The organism is Thermacetogenium phaeum DSM 12270, from assembly GCF_000305935.1.
GTDB lineage: Bacteria > Bacillota > DSM-12270 > Thermacetogeniales > Thermacetogeniaceae > Thermacetogenium > Thermacetogenium phaeum.
This window is the reverse complement of sequence record NC_018870.1, coordinates 818426-831595: the sequence shown is the minus strand read 5'-3', so window position 1 is coordinate 831595 and position 13170 is coordinate 818426. Positions and strand designations below refer to the sequence as shown.

11 protein-coding genes are annotated in these 13170 nt (G+C 55.4%); 2 read left to right on the top strand and 9 right to left on the bottom strand.

Going from position 1 to position 13170, the window contains the following annotated elements:
- The first annotated feature begins 208 nt into the window (after positions 1-208).
- Positions 209-376 (top strand): hypothetical protein, encoded by a 168-nt coding sequence (locus tag TPH_RS15360; protein ID WP_015049921.1) that lies wholly within the window; start codon positions 209-211, stop codon positions 374-376.
- Positions 377-688: 312 nt separating this feature from the next.
- On the opposite strand, the gene TPH_RS04045 is transcribed toward TPH_RS15360, so the two are convergent.
- The 5 genes from TPH_RS04045 to TPH_RS04025 all read right to left on the bottom strand — a co-directional run bounded on the left by TPH_RS04045 (position 689) and on the right by TPH_RS04025 (position 9657).
- Positions 689-4084 carry an NAD(P)-binding protein gene (locus tag TPH_RS04045; protein WP_015049920.1) on the bottom strand — a complete coding sequence of 1132 codons (3396 nt, stop codon included), beginning with the start codon at positions 4082-4084 and terminating at the stop codon, positions 689-691.
- Between the two features lie 11 nt (positions 4085-4095).
- Positions 4096-5811: an NADH-ubiquinone oxidoreductase-F iron-sulfur binding region domain-containing protein gene (locus tag TPH_RS04040; protein ID WP_236608854.1), complete on the bottom strand. Its 1716-nt coding sequence runs from the start codon at positions 5809-5811 to the stop codon at positions 4096-4098.
- A gap of 44 nt (positions 5812-5855) precedes the next feature.
- A complete protein-coding gene (gene nuoE, locus TPH_RS04035) occupies positions 5856-6362 on the bottom strand; it encodes an NADH-quinone oxidoreductase subunit NuoE (protein WP_015049918.1) in 507 nt (168 codons plus the stop codon).
- 281 nt (positions 6363-6643) lie between these two features.
- Entirely contained in the window at positions 6644-7192 is a 549-nt protein-coding gene (locus tag TPH_RS04030; RefSeq protein WP_015049917.1) for a glycerol-3-phosphate acyltransferase, read from the bottom strand.
- A gap of 482 nt (positions 7193-7674) precedes the next feature.
- Positions 7675-9657, bottom strand: coding sequence for a sodium-translocating pyrophosphatase (locus TPH_RS04025; protein ID WP_015049916.1), 1983 nt, complete (start codon positions 9655-9657; stop codon positions 7675-7677).
- 342 nt (positions 9658-9999) lie between these two features.
- On the opposite strand from TPH_RS04025, the gene TPH_RS04020 reads away from it, so the two are divergent.
- On the top strand, positions 10000-11328 hold the full coding sequence (locus tag TPH_RS04020) for an ISNCY family transposase (RefSeq protein ID WP_236608853.1): 1329 nt from the start codon (positions 10000-10002) through the stop codon (positions 11326-11328).
- Positions 11329-11640: 312 nt separating this feature from the next.
- Here the strand turns inward: TPH_RS04020 and TPH_RS04015 are convergent, their stop codons facing one another.
- From TPH_RS04015 to TPH_RS04000, 4 genes are all read right to left on the bottom strand, one after another.
- Positions 11641-11940, bottom strand: a complete 300-nt coding sequence (locus TPH_RS04015) for a desulfoferrodoxin family protein (RefSeq protein ID WP_236608852.1) — start codon at positions 11938-11940, stop codon at positions 11641-11643.
- Positions 11850-12422, bottom strand: a complete 573-nt coding sequence (locus TPH_RS16695) for a flavin reductase family protein (RefSeq protein WP_015049913.1) — start codon at positions 12420-12422, stop codon at positions 11850-11852. Before TPH_RS16695 ends, TPH_RS04015 begins: the two co-directional genes overlap by 91 nt.
- Positions 12423-12495: 73 nt before the next feature.
- Complete coding sequence (locus TPH_RS04005; RefSeq protein WP_015049912.1) at positions 12496-12843, bottom strand: HepT-like ribonuclease domain-containing protein; 348 nt, start codon at positions 12841-12843, stop codon at positions 12496-12498.
- The gene (locus TPH_RS04000) at positions 12840-13142 is read right to left on the bottom strand and encodes a nucleotidyltransferase family protein (RefSeq protein ID WP_028991084.1); all 303 of its coding nucleotides are present in this window, start codon (positions 13140-13142) and stop codon (positions 12840-12842) included. The genes TPH_RS04005 and TPH_RS04000 overlap by 4 nt, the downstream gene beginning before the upstream one ends.
- Positions 13143-13170 lie beyond the last annotated feature (28 nt).

The following is a 13170-nucleotide window of genomic DNA, read 5'->3' as shown; positions in this document are numbered from 1 at the left end:
TTAACGCAAAATAGGCACGAGATGCCACCACGGCACCGATCATGCTGTAACCGAAGGGACCTCGGGGCTTGTGCTTTTTGTAACAAATACAGATAAAAATTTTTTAATCTGCCAGCCGAATCTCCCATTACCTGGCACGCATTTTGCGTATAGCTATTAGTGAAATTTATAACAACCCCCCGATCCCCCGGAAAGGATGGTGATCAGAATGGCAGTGGCGCTCAAAAAAGTCCACAGAGAAGTGAAAGAAGAGGCCTTGAGGGTGGTGCCCAAACCGGAAGGTGAGCGTAAGAAGGTACAGTACGAGTTCCCTTATGACGACCTGTACCTCCTCTATGACTACATTCTGGAGGAAATGCGTAGGCAGAAGAAATAAAATGAACATCGGCGAGGATTTCAATAAGCATACCGTTAATCCCCGGGATGAACCGCCGGAGAGTTCACCGGCGGTTTTTTGCGGCGGAAAGCTCGCAGTGCCACGAGAACAAGCGTTCACATTATGGGAGCTTAAAAAGATAAAAAGAAGCTGCCGGTCGAAATTCTTTACTTGGGAGGTAACCGACAGCTTCGGGGGCCGCTAAGTTAGGATTAGACATTATCTTACCTGATTCGACTTGTTTTTGTCCTTTGTGCTAATATTATAAGCAATTCTTGTGCCAAAAACAATTACCTTATAAGTTTTTCAGGTTCAAAAATCAAACAAAATCAGGTCAGCCATCCCCATAGGTGCGAATAACGGGCCATCTGCCGCCGGCAGGTCTTTTTCTGGCCCCGGCGCTTCTGCAGCAGTTACCGACTCTAACCGGAAGGCAGGGAGGACGCTCTCCATCGCTCCGGCCAGCTCCTGAATGACCGCCTCATTATCCTTACCGGTAACGGGGAGGAGCACCTGGCAGCGCTCCTTCAGCTGGTCATCGGCGGAAAGATAATAGCCGGAGCTCTCCAGCGGAGATGCTCCGGGGAGGACAAGACCGGCGATCTCGGCGGTCGGCGTCAGACGGGTGGATACCACAACCAGCAGGTCCAGCCTTTCCAGGTCGGAGGGGGTGCAGATACCTGCCCCTACCGGGTCCTCTTCAAAGACGAAGAGCCCCCGGCAGGCACCCCGTCGAATATCGGCAAGAATTTCCGTAAAGGGCGTCCTGATTCCCAGCTCCCAGAGCCCGGCCGCATTTCCACCTGGGCTTACGACGAGGAGCCCTCTCCCCGCTGAGCCGATTCTTCCCCCAAGGCGAGCCAGAGCCGACAGCAGCTGAGCCCCGGTTTGCGTTACCGAGAAGCCGTCGACAAGGATAAGGGGCTTCTTCGCTGCCGTATAGAAGTCGGCCACCTTCTTTGCCTCGCCGGACGGCTCTATGCCTCCTAAAGTCATCTGCAGGGAGCCGTCAAAGGGAAACCCCTTTTCAGCAGCCGCTGCCAGCACCTCTTTTAAAAACCCCGTTCCGTTCTCAGGTGATACCTTGTAAACGGCCAGGTCATCGACCAGCCCGGCTTCGTCAGAGATGACGACCAGCTGCGCCCCACGCCGCACCGCCTGGCGCACCCTGACGGCCGCAATCTGGCATTCGTTGCAGGATCCCACCATCAGAATGAGGTCTGCTGCCTGGAGTTCGCTCCAGGCACCGGCAGTAGAATACCCTGCCAGATTAAGGTTTGCCGACCCCACCCTCTTCGTCCCGAGAGCAATCCGCCCAAACTGTGCCGCCGCCCAGGCCTCCTCTAAAGTGTACGCAGGAGAAACAAGCACGGCCAGGACATCTTCCTGCTCACGCTTCCTGATGCGTTTTACCTCCCCAGCCGCACGGTTGAGTGCCTCCTCCCAGGAAACAGCCTCCTTTTGTCCGTCGATCCGCACCAGGGGTGTCTCCAGGCGATCGCGGGTAAAGTAGGCAAATCCAAAGCGCCCTTTGCGGCAGAGCAGCCCGTTCTTGCGGGGCAGAGCGCGTCCCACCAGCCCGCCGTGCACACTGTAAACCAGTTCACATCCCAGGCTGCAGAAGGAGCAGAGGGACGGTTTCTCATCCATCAACAAAGGCACCTGTTTGTCCAGTGGCTGACGCTCTAACAAGGCGCCGGTAGGACAAACGGCGGCACACTGGCCGCAGGAAAGGCAGGCCGTTTCGGACAGGGGTAGGCCGCACTCCGGCTTGACAACGGTATCGAAACCCCTGTCAACCAGCCCCAGTACCCCCGGCCCCACCACCTCATCACAGATCCGGACACACAGACCGCAGAGAATGCACTTTTCCGAGTTGAACTCGAGAAGGTGGTGTCTGTCCCGGAATTTTTCCCGGCGTTTGGCGCCCTCCAGGTGGTCCGGCCGGGCGCCGTATTCGGCGGCGTAGGCGGCAAGTTTGCACTCGAAGTAGTCCAGGCAGCCGCATTCCAGGCAACGTTTGGCCTCGTTGCGAGCCGCCTCTTCCGAGAACCCCAAGTTGACCTCCCGGAAGTTCCCCCTGCGTTCGGAGGCGCTCAACCGGGGCATGGCCGCCCGGGGCGTGCGTTCCCGGTCGGCAAAATCCTCTGCCGTGAGATCCTTTCGGGTCACGGCAAAGACCTTTCGCGGGGCCTCAAGTTTACCCGCAAGGTAGCTGTTGATGGCCGCCCCTGCCTGCTGCCCCTGGGCAACCGCCTCGATGGCAATTCCGGGGCCGGTTACGGCATCCCCGCCGGCAAAAACACCGGGGATGTTCGTCTGGAGTGTGACGGGGTCCACTGCAATCGTTCCCTTACGCGTGAGATCCAGGCCGCCTAACCCGCAAGCGTCCGTCTGCTGGCCGATGGCCGCGATCACCATATCCACGGCGATCTCCTCCTCGGCCCCGGGGATGGGGAGAGGACGGCGCCGTCCGCTGGCGTCAGGCTCTCCCAGCTGCATCCGCCGGAGCCTGATGGCCCTCACTTTTCCAAGGTCATCGCCGAGCACCTCCAGGGGGGATACCAAGAATCTGAACTCTACCCCCTCTTCCATGGCCTCTTGAACCTCAACGTCTTCGGCGGGCATCTCCGCTCTGGTCCTCCTGTAAACCACCATGACCTTCCGCGCTCCCAGTCTGACGGCGGTGCGGGCAGCGTCCATGGCGGTATTCCCGCCTCCGACCACGGCGACCCGTTCCCCGATGCCAACATCGGAGCCGTGGGCGACCCTCCTCAGGAAGTCGATCCCGCCAACCACCCCCTCCAGGTTTTCCCCCGGACAGCCCAGGGAGGAACTCCGCCAGGCTCCAATCCCGATAAACACGGCCTGGAAATTCTCCCTCAAGTAATCCAGGCTGATATCTCTGCCGATCTTTGTATTGGTGACGATCCTGACACCCATCCGGGCAATCAGCTCGATTTCCCGATCCAGGATCTCTTTAGGCAGACGGTACTGGGGTATGCCGTAGCGAAGCATTCCACCGGGCCTGGGCATGGCCTCAAAGATCGTCACCTCATGCCCCTCCCGGGCCAGGAAGTACGCTGCGGTCAGCCCTGCGGGCCCCGATCCCACAACGGCTACCTTCTTCCCGGTAGCCGGTTTGACCTCAGGAAGGTAGGGATTCCCGCCCGCCAGATCCCGGTCACCCATAAAGGCCTTCAAAGCCGCAATAGCCACCGGTTCCTCAACCAGCTTCCTGCGACAGGCGGTCTCACAAGGGTGCGGACAGACTCGTCCGATGCTGGCGGGCAGGGGAAGTCTCTCCTTGATGAGAGCAACCGCCTCCCTGTACCTGCCGTTGGCAATCAAGCCGACATATCCCTGACAGTCCGTTTGGGCCGGGCAGGAGAGAGTGCACGGGGGCCGGCAGTCCCCCGTGTGATCGGAGAGCAGCAGTTCCAGGGTCATCTTGCGGGATTCCCTTATGCGCGGGGAATCGGTGGTAACCACCATCCCAGGAACGGCCTCGGTGGCACAGGCCCTGAACAGCTTGGAGCTCCCTTTGACCTCCACCACACAAAGCCCGCAGCCGCCGTAGGGCTTCAACCGCTCGTCGAAACAGAGAGTAGGAATCTCGATACCGCTCCTCCGGGCCACCTCCAGGATGGTCTCACCTGCAGAACCCGTCACCTCACGGCCGTCTATAATCAAACTCAGTTTTTCCACAGCTCTTCCCCCTACTCCACGATAATTGCCTTATACCTGGAAGGGCATGTTTCCAAACAGGTACCGCATTTGATGCACTGCGACTGGTCGATGACATGGGGCTCCTTTTTCTTCCCGGAAATACACCCCACAGGGCACTTGCTGGCACAGGAACCACAGCCTCCACAGCGCTCCGGGTCGATCCGGTAGCTGATCAGGGCGCGGCACTGACGGGCCGGGCACCTGTGATCCCTGATGTGGACCTCATACTCCTCCCGGAAATAGCGGATGGTGGTCAGGACGGGGTTGGGAGCGCTCTGGCCCAGGCCGCAGAGGGAGCCCTGCTTGACCTGGTTGGCTATCTCTTCGAGGAGCTCGATATCCCCCTCTCTCCCCTCTCCATTGACGATCCGCTCCAGGATCTCCAGCATCCGCTTGGTGCCGATACGGCACTGCACACACTTGCCACAGGATTCCTTCCGGGTGAAGTCCAGGAAAAAGCGGGCGATATCTACCATGCAGGTGGTGTCGTCCATCACCACCATACCGCCGGAGCCCATGATGGCTCCCGTGGCCACGATCGATTCATAATCCACAGGCGTATCCAACAGCTGTTCGGAGATACAGCCTCCGGAGGGGCCTCCCAGCTGCACCGCCTTGAACTTGCGGTCGCTTTTGATTCCGCCGCCGATCTCGAAGATCACCTTTCTCAAGGACACGCCCATGGGAATCTCTACCAGACCACCCCTCTTCACCTTCCCGGCGAGGGCAAAAACCTTCGTCCCCTTGCTCTTATCAGTACCGACGGCGGCGAAGGCTTTTCCCCCCTGAGAAATAATCCAGGGAACATTGGCGTAGGTTTCCACATTGTTGATGACAGTGGGTTTTCCCCAGTAGCCCTGTTCGGCAGGATAAGGGGGCTTCAAACGGGGCATTCCCCGCTCCCCCTCCAGCGAGGCGATGAGGGCGGTTTCCTCACCGCAAACAAAGGCCCCGGCACCATGCTTGATCCTGATATCAAAGGAAAAGCCAGAACCGAAGATGTTCTGCCCCAGGACGCCCTCCTTCCGGGCTTGCTTGATGGCGACCTCCAGGCGCCGGACGGCAAGGGGATACTCCGCCCGCACGTAGATAACGCCCTCTCCCGCCCCAACGGCATAACCGGCGAGAGCCATCCCTTCCAGCACGGAATGAGGGTCCCCTTCCAGGATGCTGCGGTCCATAAACGCCCCGGGGTCCCCCTCATCCGCGTTGCAGATGATGTACTTGACGTCTCCCTCCGCCTGCCTGGCGGCCTGCCACTTGACCCAGCTGGGGAACCCGGCACCCCCCCGACCGCGGAGGCCTGATGCCTTCACCTCCGAGATCACTTCTTCAGGGCGCATCGCCGTAACCGCCTGCCGCAGGGCAGCGTAACCACCCCGGGCACAGTAATCCCGGATCTCTTCAGGATCGATGACGCCACAGTTGCGCAAGGCGATCCGCACCTGTCCGGAAAGAAAATCATTGGGCTGGGAAGAGGTGCCCACCAGGTATTCGGCAACCGGTTGCCCCCCGGTGACGTGGTCGTCAAAAATCCTCTTGACCCGCCCAGGGGTAACATGCCCATAGGTGTAAACCTCCCCGCCATCGTCGATCAGATCCAGCAGCGGCTCGTGGTGGCACATGCCGACGCAGCCCGTCTGCTGCATCTCGATCTCCAGGGAGCGCCGTTCAGCTTCGGCTTTGACGGCCTCCCAAACCTTCATACCTCCCGCAGCGATACCGCAGCTGCCCAGGCCGACTCTGATTTTCACCGGCATTCACCGCCCTCAAGGCTATTTTTCTCCCGTTCTGCCAGTTCCCTTACGATTCGCCGTGCCTTCTGCGGAGTAAGCTGTCCGTAAGCCCGGCCGTTGATCATCATCACCGGCGCCAGGCTGCAGCAGCCCAGACAGGCGGCGCTGCTCAGAGTAAACAGGCCGTCGCCGGTGGTTTCCCCATCCTCGATCTGCAGCTCTTCGCGGAGCGCCTCTGCCAGCCGCTCCGAACCGTTGACATGGCAGGCCGTGCCCTGGCAGAGAAGGAGCTCATACTTGCCACGAGGAGTGAGCCGGAACTGTTTGTAAAAAGAGGCCACCCCGTAAACCTTAGCCAGCTTGATGCCGGTTCTCTGCGCTACATACCTGAGCACCGGCAGGGGAAGATAACCGAACAGATCCTGGACCTTCTGAAGGATGCTGATCAGGCTGCCGGGTTCATCCTCGTATTCCCGGATCACACTATCAACTCTGTTTATGTCGGGCTGCGTAACTTCCATGACCGATTCCCCTCTCTGCAATCGACTGTCAGTTAAAATTGTACACGATTCCCCGAACTCCTGTCTGCTGTAAAAAGATCTTTATACTCCTCTAAAAAAGATGCCGGAGATCGGCTGCCGAAAAGCTGCAGCAGACCGCGGACCCCGATTCCGGGCCGGGCAAAAAGACGGTTTGCTCCCCCTGTCCTGCCATCCGGCCCCGGACCACAGGTGCCCATCCCTCGCCGTTTTATACAGAAGCCGGACCTGCGTCTAACGCAAACAGGCGACCGACCCGCCCCTCATCGCCCTTTTCTCGTTAACTCGACAAAGTGTTTCCAGGCAACGACCAGGCCGATCATCACCAGCCACAACTTCCCGGGGGCAACACCCCTCCAGGCGGCCAATCCGGTAAAGGCCAGGGCTCCGCCCAACCCGGCGCGGTCGGAGTCCCTGCTGAAAAGGTAGATACACAGCCATACGCCGCAAAAAGCGAGAATACCAAAGAACTGCTGCTCCAGCAGCAAGCCGCCGAAGGCAGTTGCCAGCCCCTTCCCTCCCTGCCACCGCAGCCAGACCGGGTAAATGTGCCCGACCACCGCAGCCAAAAGAGCAATGTTTCCTTCAAGGCCAGCTAGGCGGGCAAGATAGACGACCAGCATTCCCTTGCCGAGATCCAAGAGGAAAACCGGAACTGCTGCTCCCCATCCCAAGACGGCTCTGGCGTTCATGGTGCCGACATTCCCGCTCCCGTACCTCCTGATGTCGATACCGCGCCACAGCTTCCCGGCAAGATACGCCGTCGGAATACTGCCCAGCAGATAGGAAAACAAAAGAATCAAGAAATACATCCGAAAAACCTCAAGGTCCTAATTGTCGCTGCTTGATCTCATTAAAGTTCCCTATTACCATAACAAATTCCTGCAGGTTATCCGGCGCACCCATGTCACTTTACCGTAAAATCAACCGGCTACGATTCCCCTTAAGGAGCCATCCATCCCGCAATTCCTTCTGCCATAGCCAAAGCACTGTCGATCGGGAGAAGCCACCGGGTCGTTAGCTGGCCTTTTCCGATTTTACAATACCATCGTAGCCAAAGCATTGCCGATCAGGAGAGGCCAACGGGTGCTCTGCAGGGTCAGATAATTGTCGCTGCCCCGCTTTCGGTAGCTTCCAACCGGATCTTAATCGGCGCTCTGCCTATATCGGAACAGTCATTAAAGCTCCTCCGGCGCTGGGTGATGATGAAAGCGATTTTAAAGCTGATTTGGTAAGAGAGAGGCCGTCCCCCCGATCGGAGGAACGGCCTCTCGTCGGATTATCAATGCCATTTTTAGAAGAACGGCGCAACAAACACCAGGGATACGATGGACATCAGCTTTAACAGGATGTTCAAAGAAGGCCCAGCTGTGTCTTTACACGGGTCACCGACGGTGTCACCCTCAACGGCTGCCGCATGTGCGGGGGAATTCTTACCGCCATAGTTCCCTTCTTCAATATATTTTTTGGCGTTGTCCCAGGCGCCACCGGAGTTGGCCAGCATAATTGCCAAACAGACGCCGGAGACGATGGAACCGGCCAGCATACCGCCCAGCGCTTCGGCACGCAGGATGAACCCGACCAGAATCGGCGCGATGACTGCCAGCAAACCGGGAGCAATCATCTCTCTAATGGCCGCACTAGTGCTAATTTCAACACACTTTACATAGTCGGCGGGGGCAGTGCCTTCCAGCAAACCCTTGATCTCCCGGAACTGCCTTCTGACTTCGTCCACCATCTTGCCGGCAGCTTTACCGACAGCACCCATGGTCATAGCGCAGAAGAAGAAGGGCAGCATCCCCCCGATTAACAGCCCGACAATAACCATCGGATCCAGGAGGTTGATGGATTGGATCCCGGCTACCTGTCCATACGCAGCCATCAGAGCCAGGGCGGTCAGGGCTGCAGATCCGATGGCAAAACCTTTGCCGATGGCAGCGGTGGTATTGCCTACTGCATCCAGCTTATCGGTGGTTGCGCGGACGGAGTCGGGCAAATCAGGAGTCATCTCGGCAATTCCGCCGGCATTATCGGCAATCGGCCCATAGGCATCGACCGCAACCACCATACCGGTTGTCGCCAGCATACCGACAGCCGCCAAAGCGACTCCATATAGGCCACCTGTAACGAAAGCCAGAATAATTGCAGCACAAATTAAAAGAATCGGAATAACCGTAGAGAGCATGCCTACACCCAATCCTGCAATGATCACCGTTGCCGGACCGGTCGTTGCTGCCTTGGCGATGCCCCGTGTCGGGTTGTATTCTGAAGCGGTATAGTATTGGGTCACAAAGCCGATCAGCATTCCGACTACCATGCCACCCAGGATCGCCCAGAATAAGCCTGGTTGATCGGGTGTAATCAAGCGCACGGCAATGTAGGCTGCAATCAAGAGAACGACAGAGGCAACAGTTGTTCCCATGTTCAAGGCCTTGAGAGGATTCGATTTTTCATCGGTTTTAACGAAGAAGGTTCCGATGATAGATGCAATAATACCGGCCGCAGCAATGATCATCGGCAGCAGGACGCCGTTGAATCCCAATCCCAGCACACCCAGGGTCATGGCACTGATAATGGAACCAACATAAGACTCAAAGAGGTCGGAACCCATGCCGGCCACATCCCCGACATTGTCTCCTACGTTATCGGCAATGGTGGCTGGATTCCTGGGATCATCTTCTGGGAGGCCGGCTTCTACTTTGCCGACCAGGTCGGCCCCAACATCGGCGGCTTTGGTATAGATACCGCCGCCTACACGGCCGAAGAGAGCAACAGAGGAACCCCCCATGGCAAAGCCATTGACAATGGTAGGATCCTCAAAGATGAGGTAAAGGAGCCCCAGCCCCAGAAGGCCCAAGCCCGTAACCGACATGCCCATCACGGCCCCGCCGGAAAAAGCAATTCCCAACGCGGCATTCTGGGAAGTGCGGGCTGCCTGCGTCGTTCTGACGTTGGCTTTAGTAGCCACCTTCATACCTAAAAACCCTGCCGTTGCCGAGCACACCGCCCCTACCAGATAACAGATGGCGGTTTGCCAGGCCTTAGAAGGAAGCAGAAATAAAAGCACCAAAAAGACAATCAGCACGAAAATAGCAACTGCACTGTACTGCTTCCTCAGAAAAGCCATCGCCCCATCAGCAATGTAACCGGAAATCTTCACCATCATCTCGTTTCCGGGATCTGCTTTGCTTACTTTGCTCGCCAGGTAAAGAGCAAAAAGCAAAGAAATTGCTCCCATTGCCGGAGCATAGATAACTAAGCTCTGTAGATTATCCATTGCTCAAACAACTCCTATCCGTCAACTGTTGTTAATATCGTCAAAAACGCATCCTGCCTCAGCAGGTCCAAAGAAAGAACCAATTCTTACATTCTACAAGGTTAGCTGTCCGGGATTGCCAGGCGCATTTTCTTATTGAAAACCCCCAACCATTACCTGTTTACCTTCCACAAGTACACCTCCTTCCCTTACGCCTGAAGCCACCCTCAGGTAAGTATGGCACCAATCAAAGTTTTTGTCAATATATGTCATGGTTTTATGTGATCCGTCTGTGATATTGTCAGGGTAAAATCCATCAGTGAAAATGTCAGTATGGACAGGGAGAGGATTACTTTGTCACAGATGGAACTAAATCGGATTCAAGTTTTAGAACAATCTCTGGGAGGGTTAATTACTACCAAGCACGCGGCCTTGGTTCTTGGCCTGAGTGAACGCCACGTCTACAGGCTCAAAGCCAGGTTACGAGAGCACGGGCCCGCTTCCTTGGCCCACGGAAACCGCGGCCGTAAACCAGCTCACACTATTCCAGAAGATATCCGCCAACAGGTGGTCCAACTCGCTCAATCTAAATATTGGGGGTGTAATTTTACTTTCCTTAGCGAGTTGCTCCACGAGTATGAAGGTATCTCTCTAAGCCCTTCTTCTGTCGCTCGTATCCTTAAAGCCGCCGGTATCTCAAGCCCTAAAAAGCACCGGCCTCCTAAACTTCATCGTAGCCGTCAACGTAAACCTCAAATAGGCCTTTTAGTCCAAATCGACGGCAGCCACCACGATTGGCTGGAAGGCCGCGGCCCTAAGCTCGTACTGCTTTTAGCTGTCGATGACGCCACCGGCCAAATTCTTGCCGCCCTCTTTTGGCCTTCCGAAGATTTTGAGGGCTACTGCTACCTCCTCTTTGACTTGGTGACTAATCATGGTATCCCTGTGGCCATTTACTCCGACCGCCATACTCTCTTCTTTTCACCTAAAGGTGAAGAGGACACTACTGTCGAACAGCAGCTCCTCGGCCAACAGCGCCCTTTAACTCAAATCGGCCGCATCTTGAATGAGTTAGGGATTCAACATATCCCCGCCCGTTCCCCTCAGGCTAAAGGCCGCATCGAACGTTCCTTCCAGACCCTCCAGGAAAGGCTCGTTCTCGAGTTGCGCCTGGCAGGTGCTGCTACCCTCGATGAGGCTAATGCCGTCCTTAAAAATTTTATCGTGCGCTATAACAAAAAGTTCGCCGTGCAACCCGCTGATCCGGTTTCCGCTTTCCGCCCCATCCCCTCCCACTTGCGCCTGGATCATGTCTTCTGCTGGAAGGAACACCGCATGTTGAACCCCGGCTATACCATCCGCTTCGAGTGTAAGGCTTATAAGGTGTTAAATCCTAAAGGCGCGCCTGTTATCCCTCTGCGTTCTGTGGTCGAAGTGCATAAGCTCCTTGATGGCCGCTTGTATGTGGGATGGAAGGGTAATATATACCCACTAGAGCTCTTGAATGTTACCTCTTCTCCTAAAACAAAATCTAAAGCTGAATCTAAGGCCTCCACTGTTGCTAATGAAAAGGCAGGCACTACTCTTACCCGTAGGCCCGCTCAAGACCACCCATGGCGTATGCCATGGAAACCTCGCAGGCCTAATTATACCACTTCTACCCTGACAAAATCACTGACGAGTTTTACCTGACATTTTCACTGACGCTTGACATATATGTCATGGTTTTAATTGGATTGCTGAAAGACTTTCCTTAATTTCAGCTGACTTTAAGCATACCTTATCCGGACAGGCTTCTCAAGTTCCTTAAATTATAATAGCCAAATAAACCGGCAGCATCAACTCAACTGCTCTGCATAATAAAAGACCCGGCGAATAACCGGGTGGCAAAAAACGACAAATGAACGACCTGTAATTCAGGACTCATCCGGCGTTCCGGACTTTTTAATCTGTCAAACTCCTCTCGTTGATCTGCCTCTGCCCGTACCCCTCCAGCTTTCCGCTTTATTCCGACTTCCAGTGACCGTGCAGATTGCAGTAGGCCCTGGCGGTAACCCTGTCCGCATCGCGCATGAAAACCGCCTCCGGTGGCATCCCCGGTTTCAGATACCTGCGCAGGAGACGATCGTACGCCTGGAGTCCGATCCATTCAATGTAGTGCTTATCCTCCATGGGATGAGGAGTGCCGCCCACCGTTACCTTAAAACCGCCATCTACCTTTTCGAGCACTGGCACGTGTTTCTCCTTGCTGGCATCCACCGTATTCTCCACTTGTAACTCCATCGGCTTGCCGCAACACACCAGGGTTCCCTTTCCCGGGTGGACACCGTACATTCGTATTTGGCCATATTAACTGTCTCCTTTCTTTCCTGTATATCAGACGAAGCGGTAGGCGAAGCGCTCCCCCGCTTCAACTGATGGTAATAGGCGTAGGTCATGGGATTGCCATCCCGCAGCACCTCCGCCTCTGTCAGCTCCCCGATAAAGATGGTATGGGTGCCGGCATCCACCTCCTGGACTACCCGGGCCTCGAGATAGGCCAGCATATGATCAATCAGGTAGGGGAGACCGTTCCCGGTCAACTTGTAAGGGATCCCTTCGAACTTGTCCACGTCCCGCCCGGACTTGAAGCCGAACTGGCCGATGAGGGAGAGGGGAGCATCCTCGGCCAGCACTGATACCGCAAAGAACCAACACAGGATTTTACCGGCACTCCTTGCATTCTGGCACCTCCGGCGCAGATAAAGCGCCGGAAAGTTTCGAAGCCTCCGCAATAGGTGGCTCACTTAAACTTTCCCGCCTGTAAAATTGCCCTCTGGTGCTCTTGGCACTTATCTTGGCACTTAAGACTCAATATCTTTATTCTGCTTTAAAATTGTTCAACAGTCTCAAAAAAAGACTTTTGAGTACCGGAATATCTTGCTGAACTGTTTTCCACACCACGTCAAGGTCTACTCCAAAGTATTCATGCACCAGCACATCACGCATTCCAGCGATCTCCTTCCAGGGAACCTCCTTATGCTTATTCTTGAAAGAAGCCGGGATCTTTTTAGCTGCTTCACCTATGATTTCAAGAGCCTTTCTCGTAGCGTAAACCGTTTTGAGATCGCTGATGAAGTTTTCTTTCGTCATTCCCATGGTGAATGCTTCTATAGCAGTTATCGCTTCCATTATGTCGTTGAGATAATCTTCGAATGAACGCTTCATACGTAGATAACCTCTTCCAGTATTCTCTTGCCGATACCCGGCTTGAGTGCAGTCTTCGTGACCAGATCAACATCTCTGCCGATAATTTCACTCAATTGGTTCTTCAGGGCCACAAACTTTAGAAGCCCAATCGGCTCCTTGAAGTCAACCAGAATGTCAACATCACTGTTTCTTTTTTGTTCCCCACGAACATAGGAGCCGAATATGCCGAGGATTTCGACACCGTACTGCTCATGGAGTAGAGCTTTGCTATTTTTTAGTTTGGCTATTAAGTTATCCAGCTCGTTCACGCCAAACATCCTTCCTTAAAACTGTTCTCACTATATA

Coding starts and splice junctions, on each gene's coding strand:
- TPH_RS04005 (WP_015049912.1), bottom strand. CDS start 12,843: ATGAAGCGTTCATTCGAAGATTATCTCAACGACATAATGGAAGCGATA.
- TPH_RS04025 (WP_015049916.1), bottom strand. CDS start 9,657: ATGGATAATCTACAGAGCTTAGTTATCTATGCTCCGGCAATGGGAGCA.
- TPH_RS04000 (WP_028991084.1), bottom strand. CDS start 13,142: ATGTTTGGCGTGAACGAGCTGGATAACTTAATAGCCAAACTAAAAAAT.
- nuoE (WP_015049918.1), bottom strand. CDS start 6,362: ATGGAAGTTACGCAGCCCGACATAAACAGAGTTGATAGTGTGATCCGG.
- TPH_RS15360 (WP_015049921.1), top strand. CDS start 209: ATGGCAGTGGCGCTCAAAAAAGTCCACAGAGAAGTGAAAGAAGAGGCC.
- TPH_RS04020 (WP_236608853.1), top strand. CDS start 10,000: ATGGAACTAAATCGGATTCAAGTTTTAGAACAATCTCTGGGAGGGTTA.
- TPH_RS04030 (WP_015049917.1), bottom strand. CDS start 7,192: ATGTATTTCTTGATTCTTTTGTTTTCCTATCTGCTGGGCAGTATTCCG.
- TPH_RS04040 (WP_236608854.1), bottom strand. CDS start 5,811: ATGAAGGTTTGGGAGGCCGTCAAAGCCGAAGCTGAACGGCGCTCCCTG.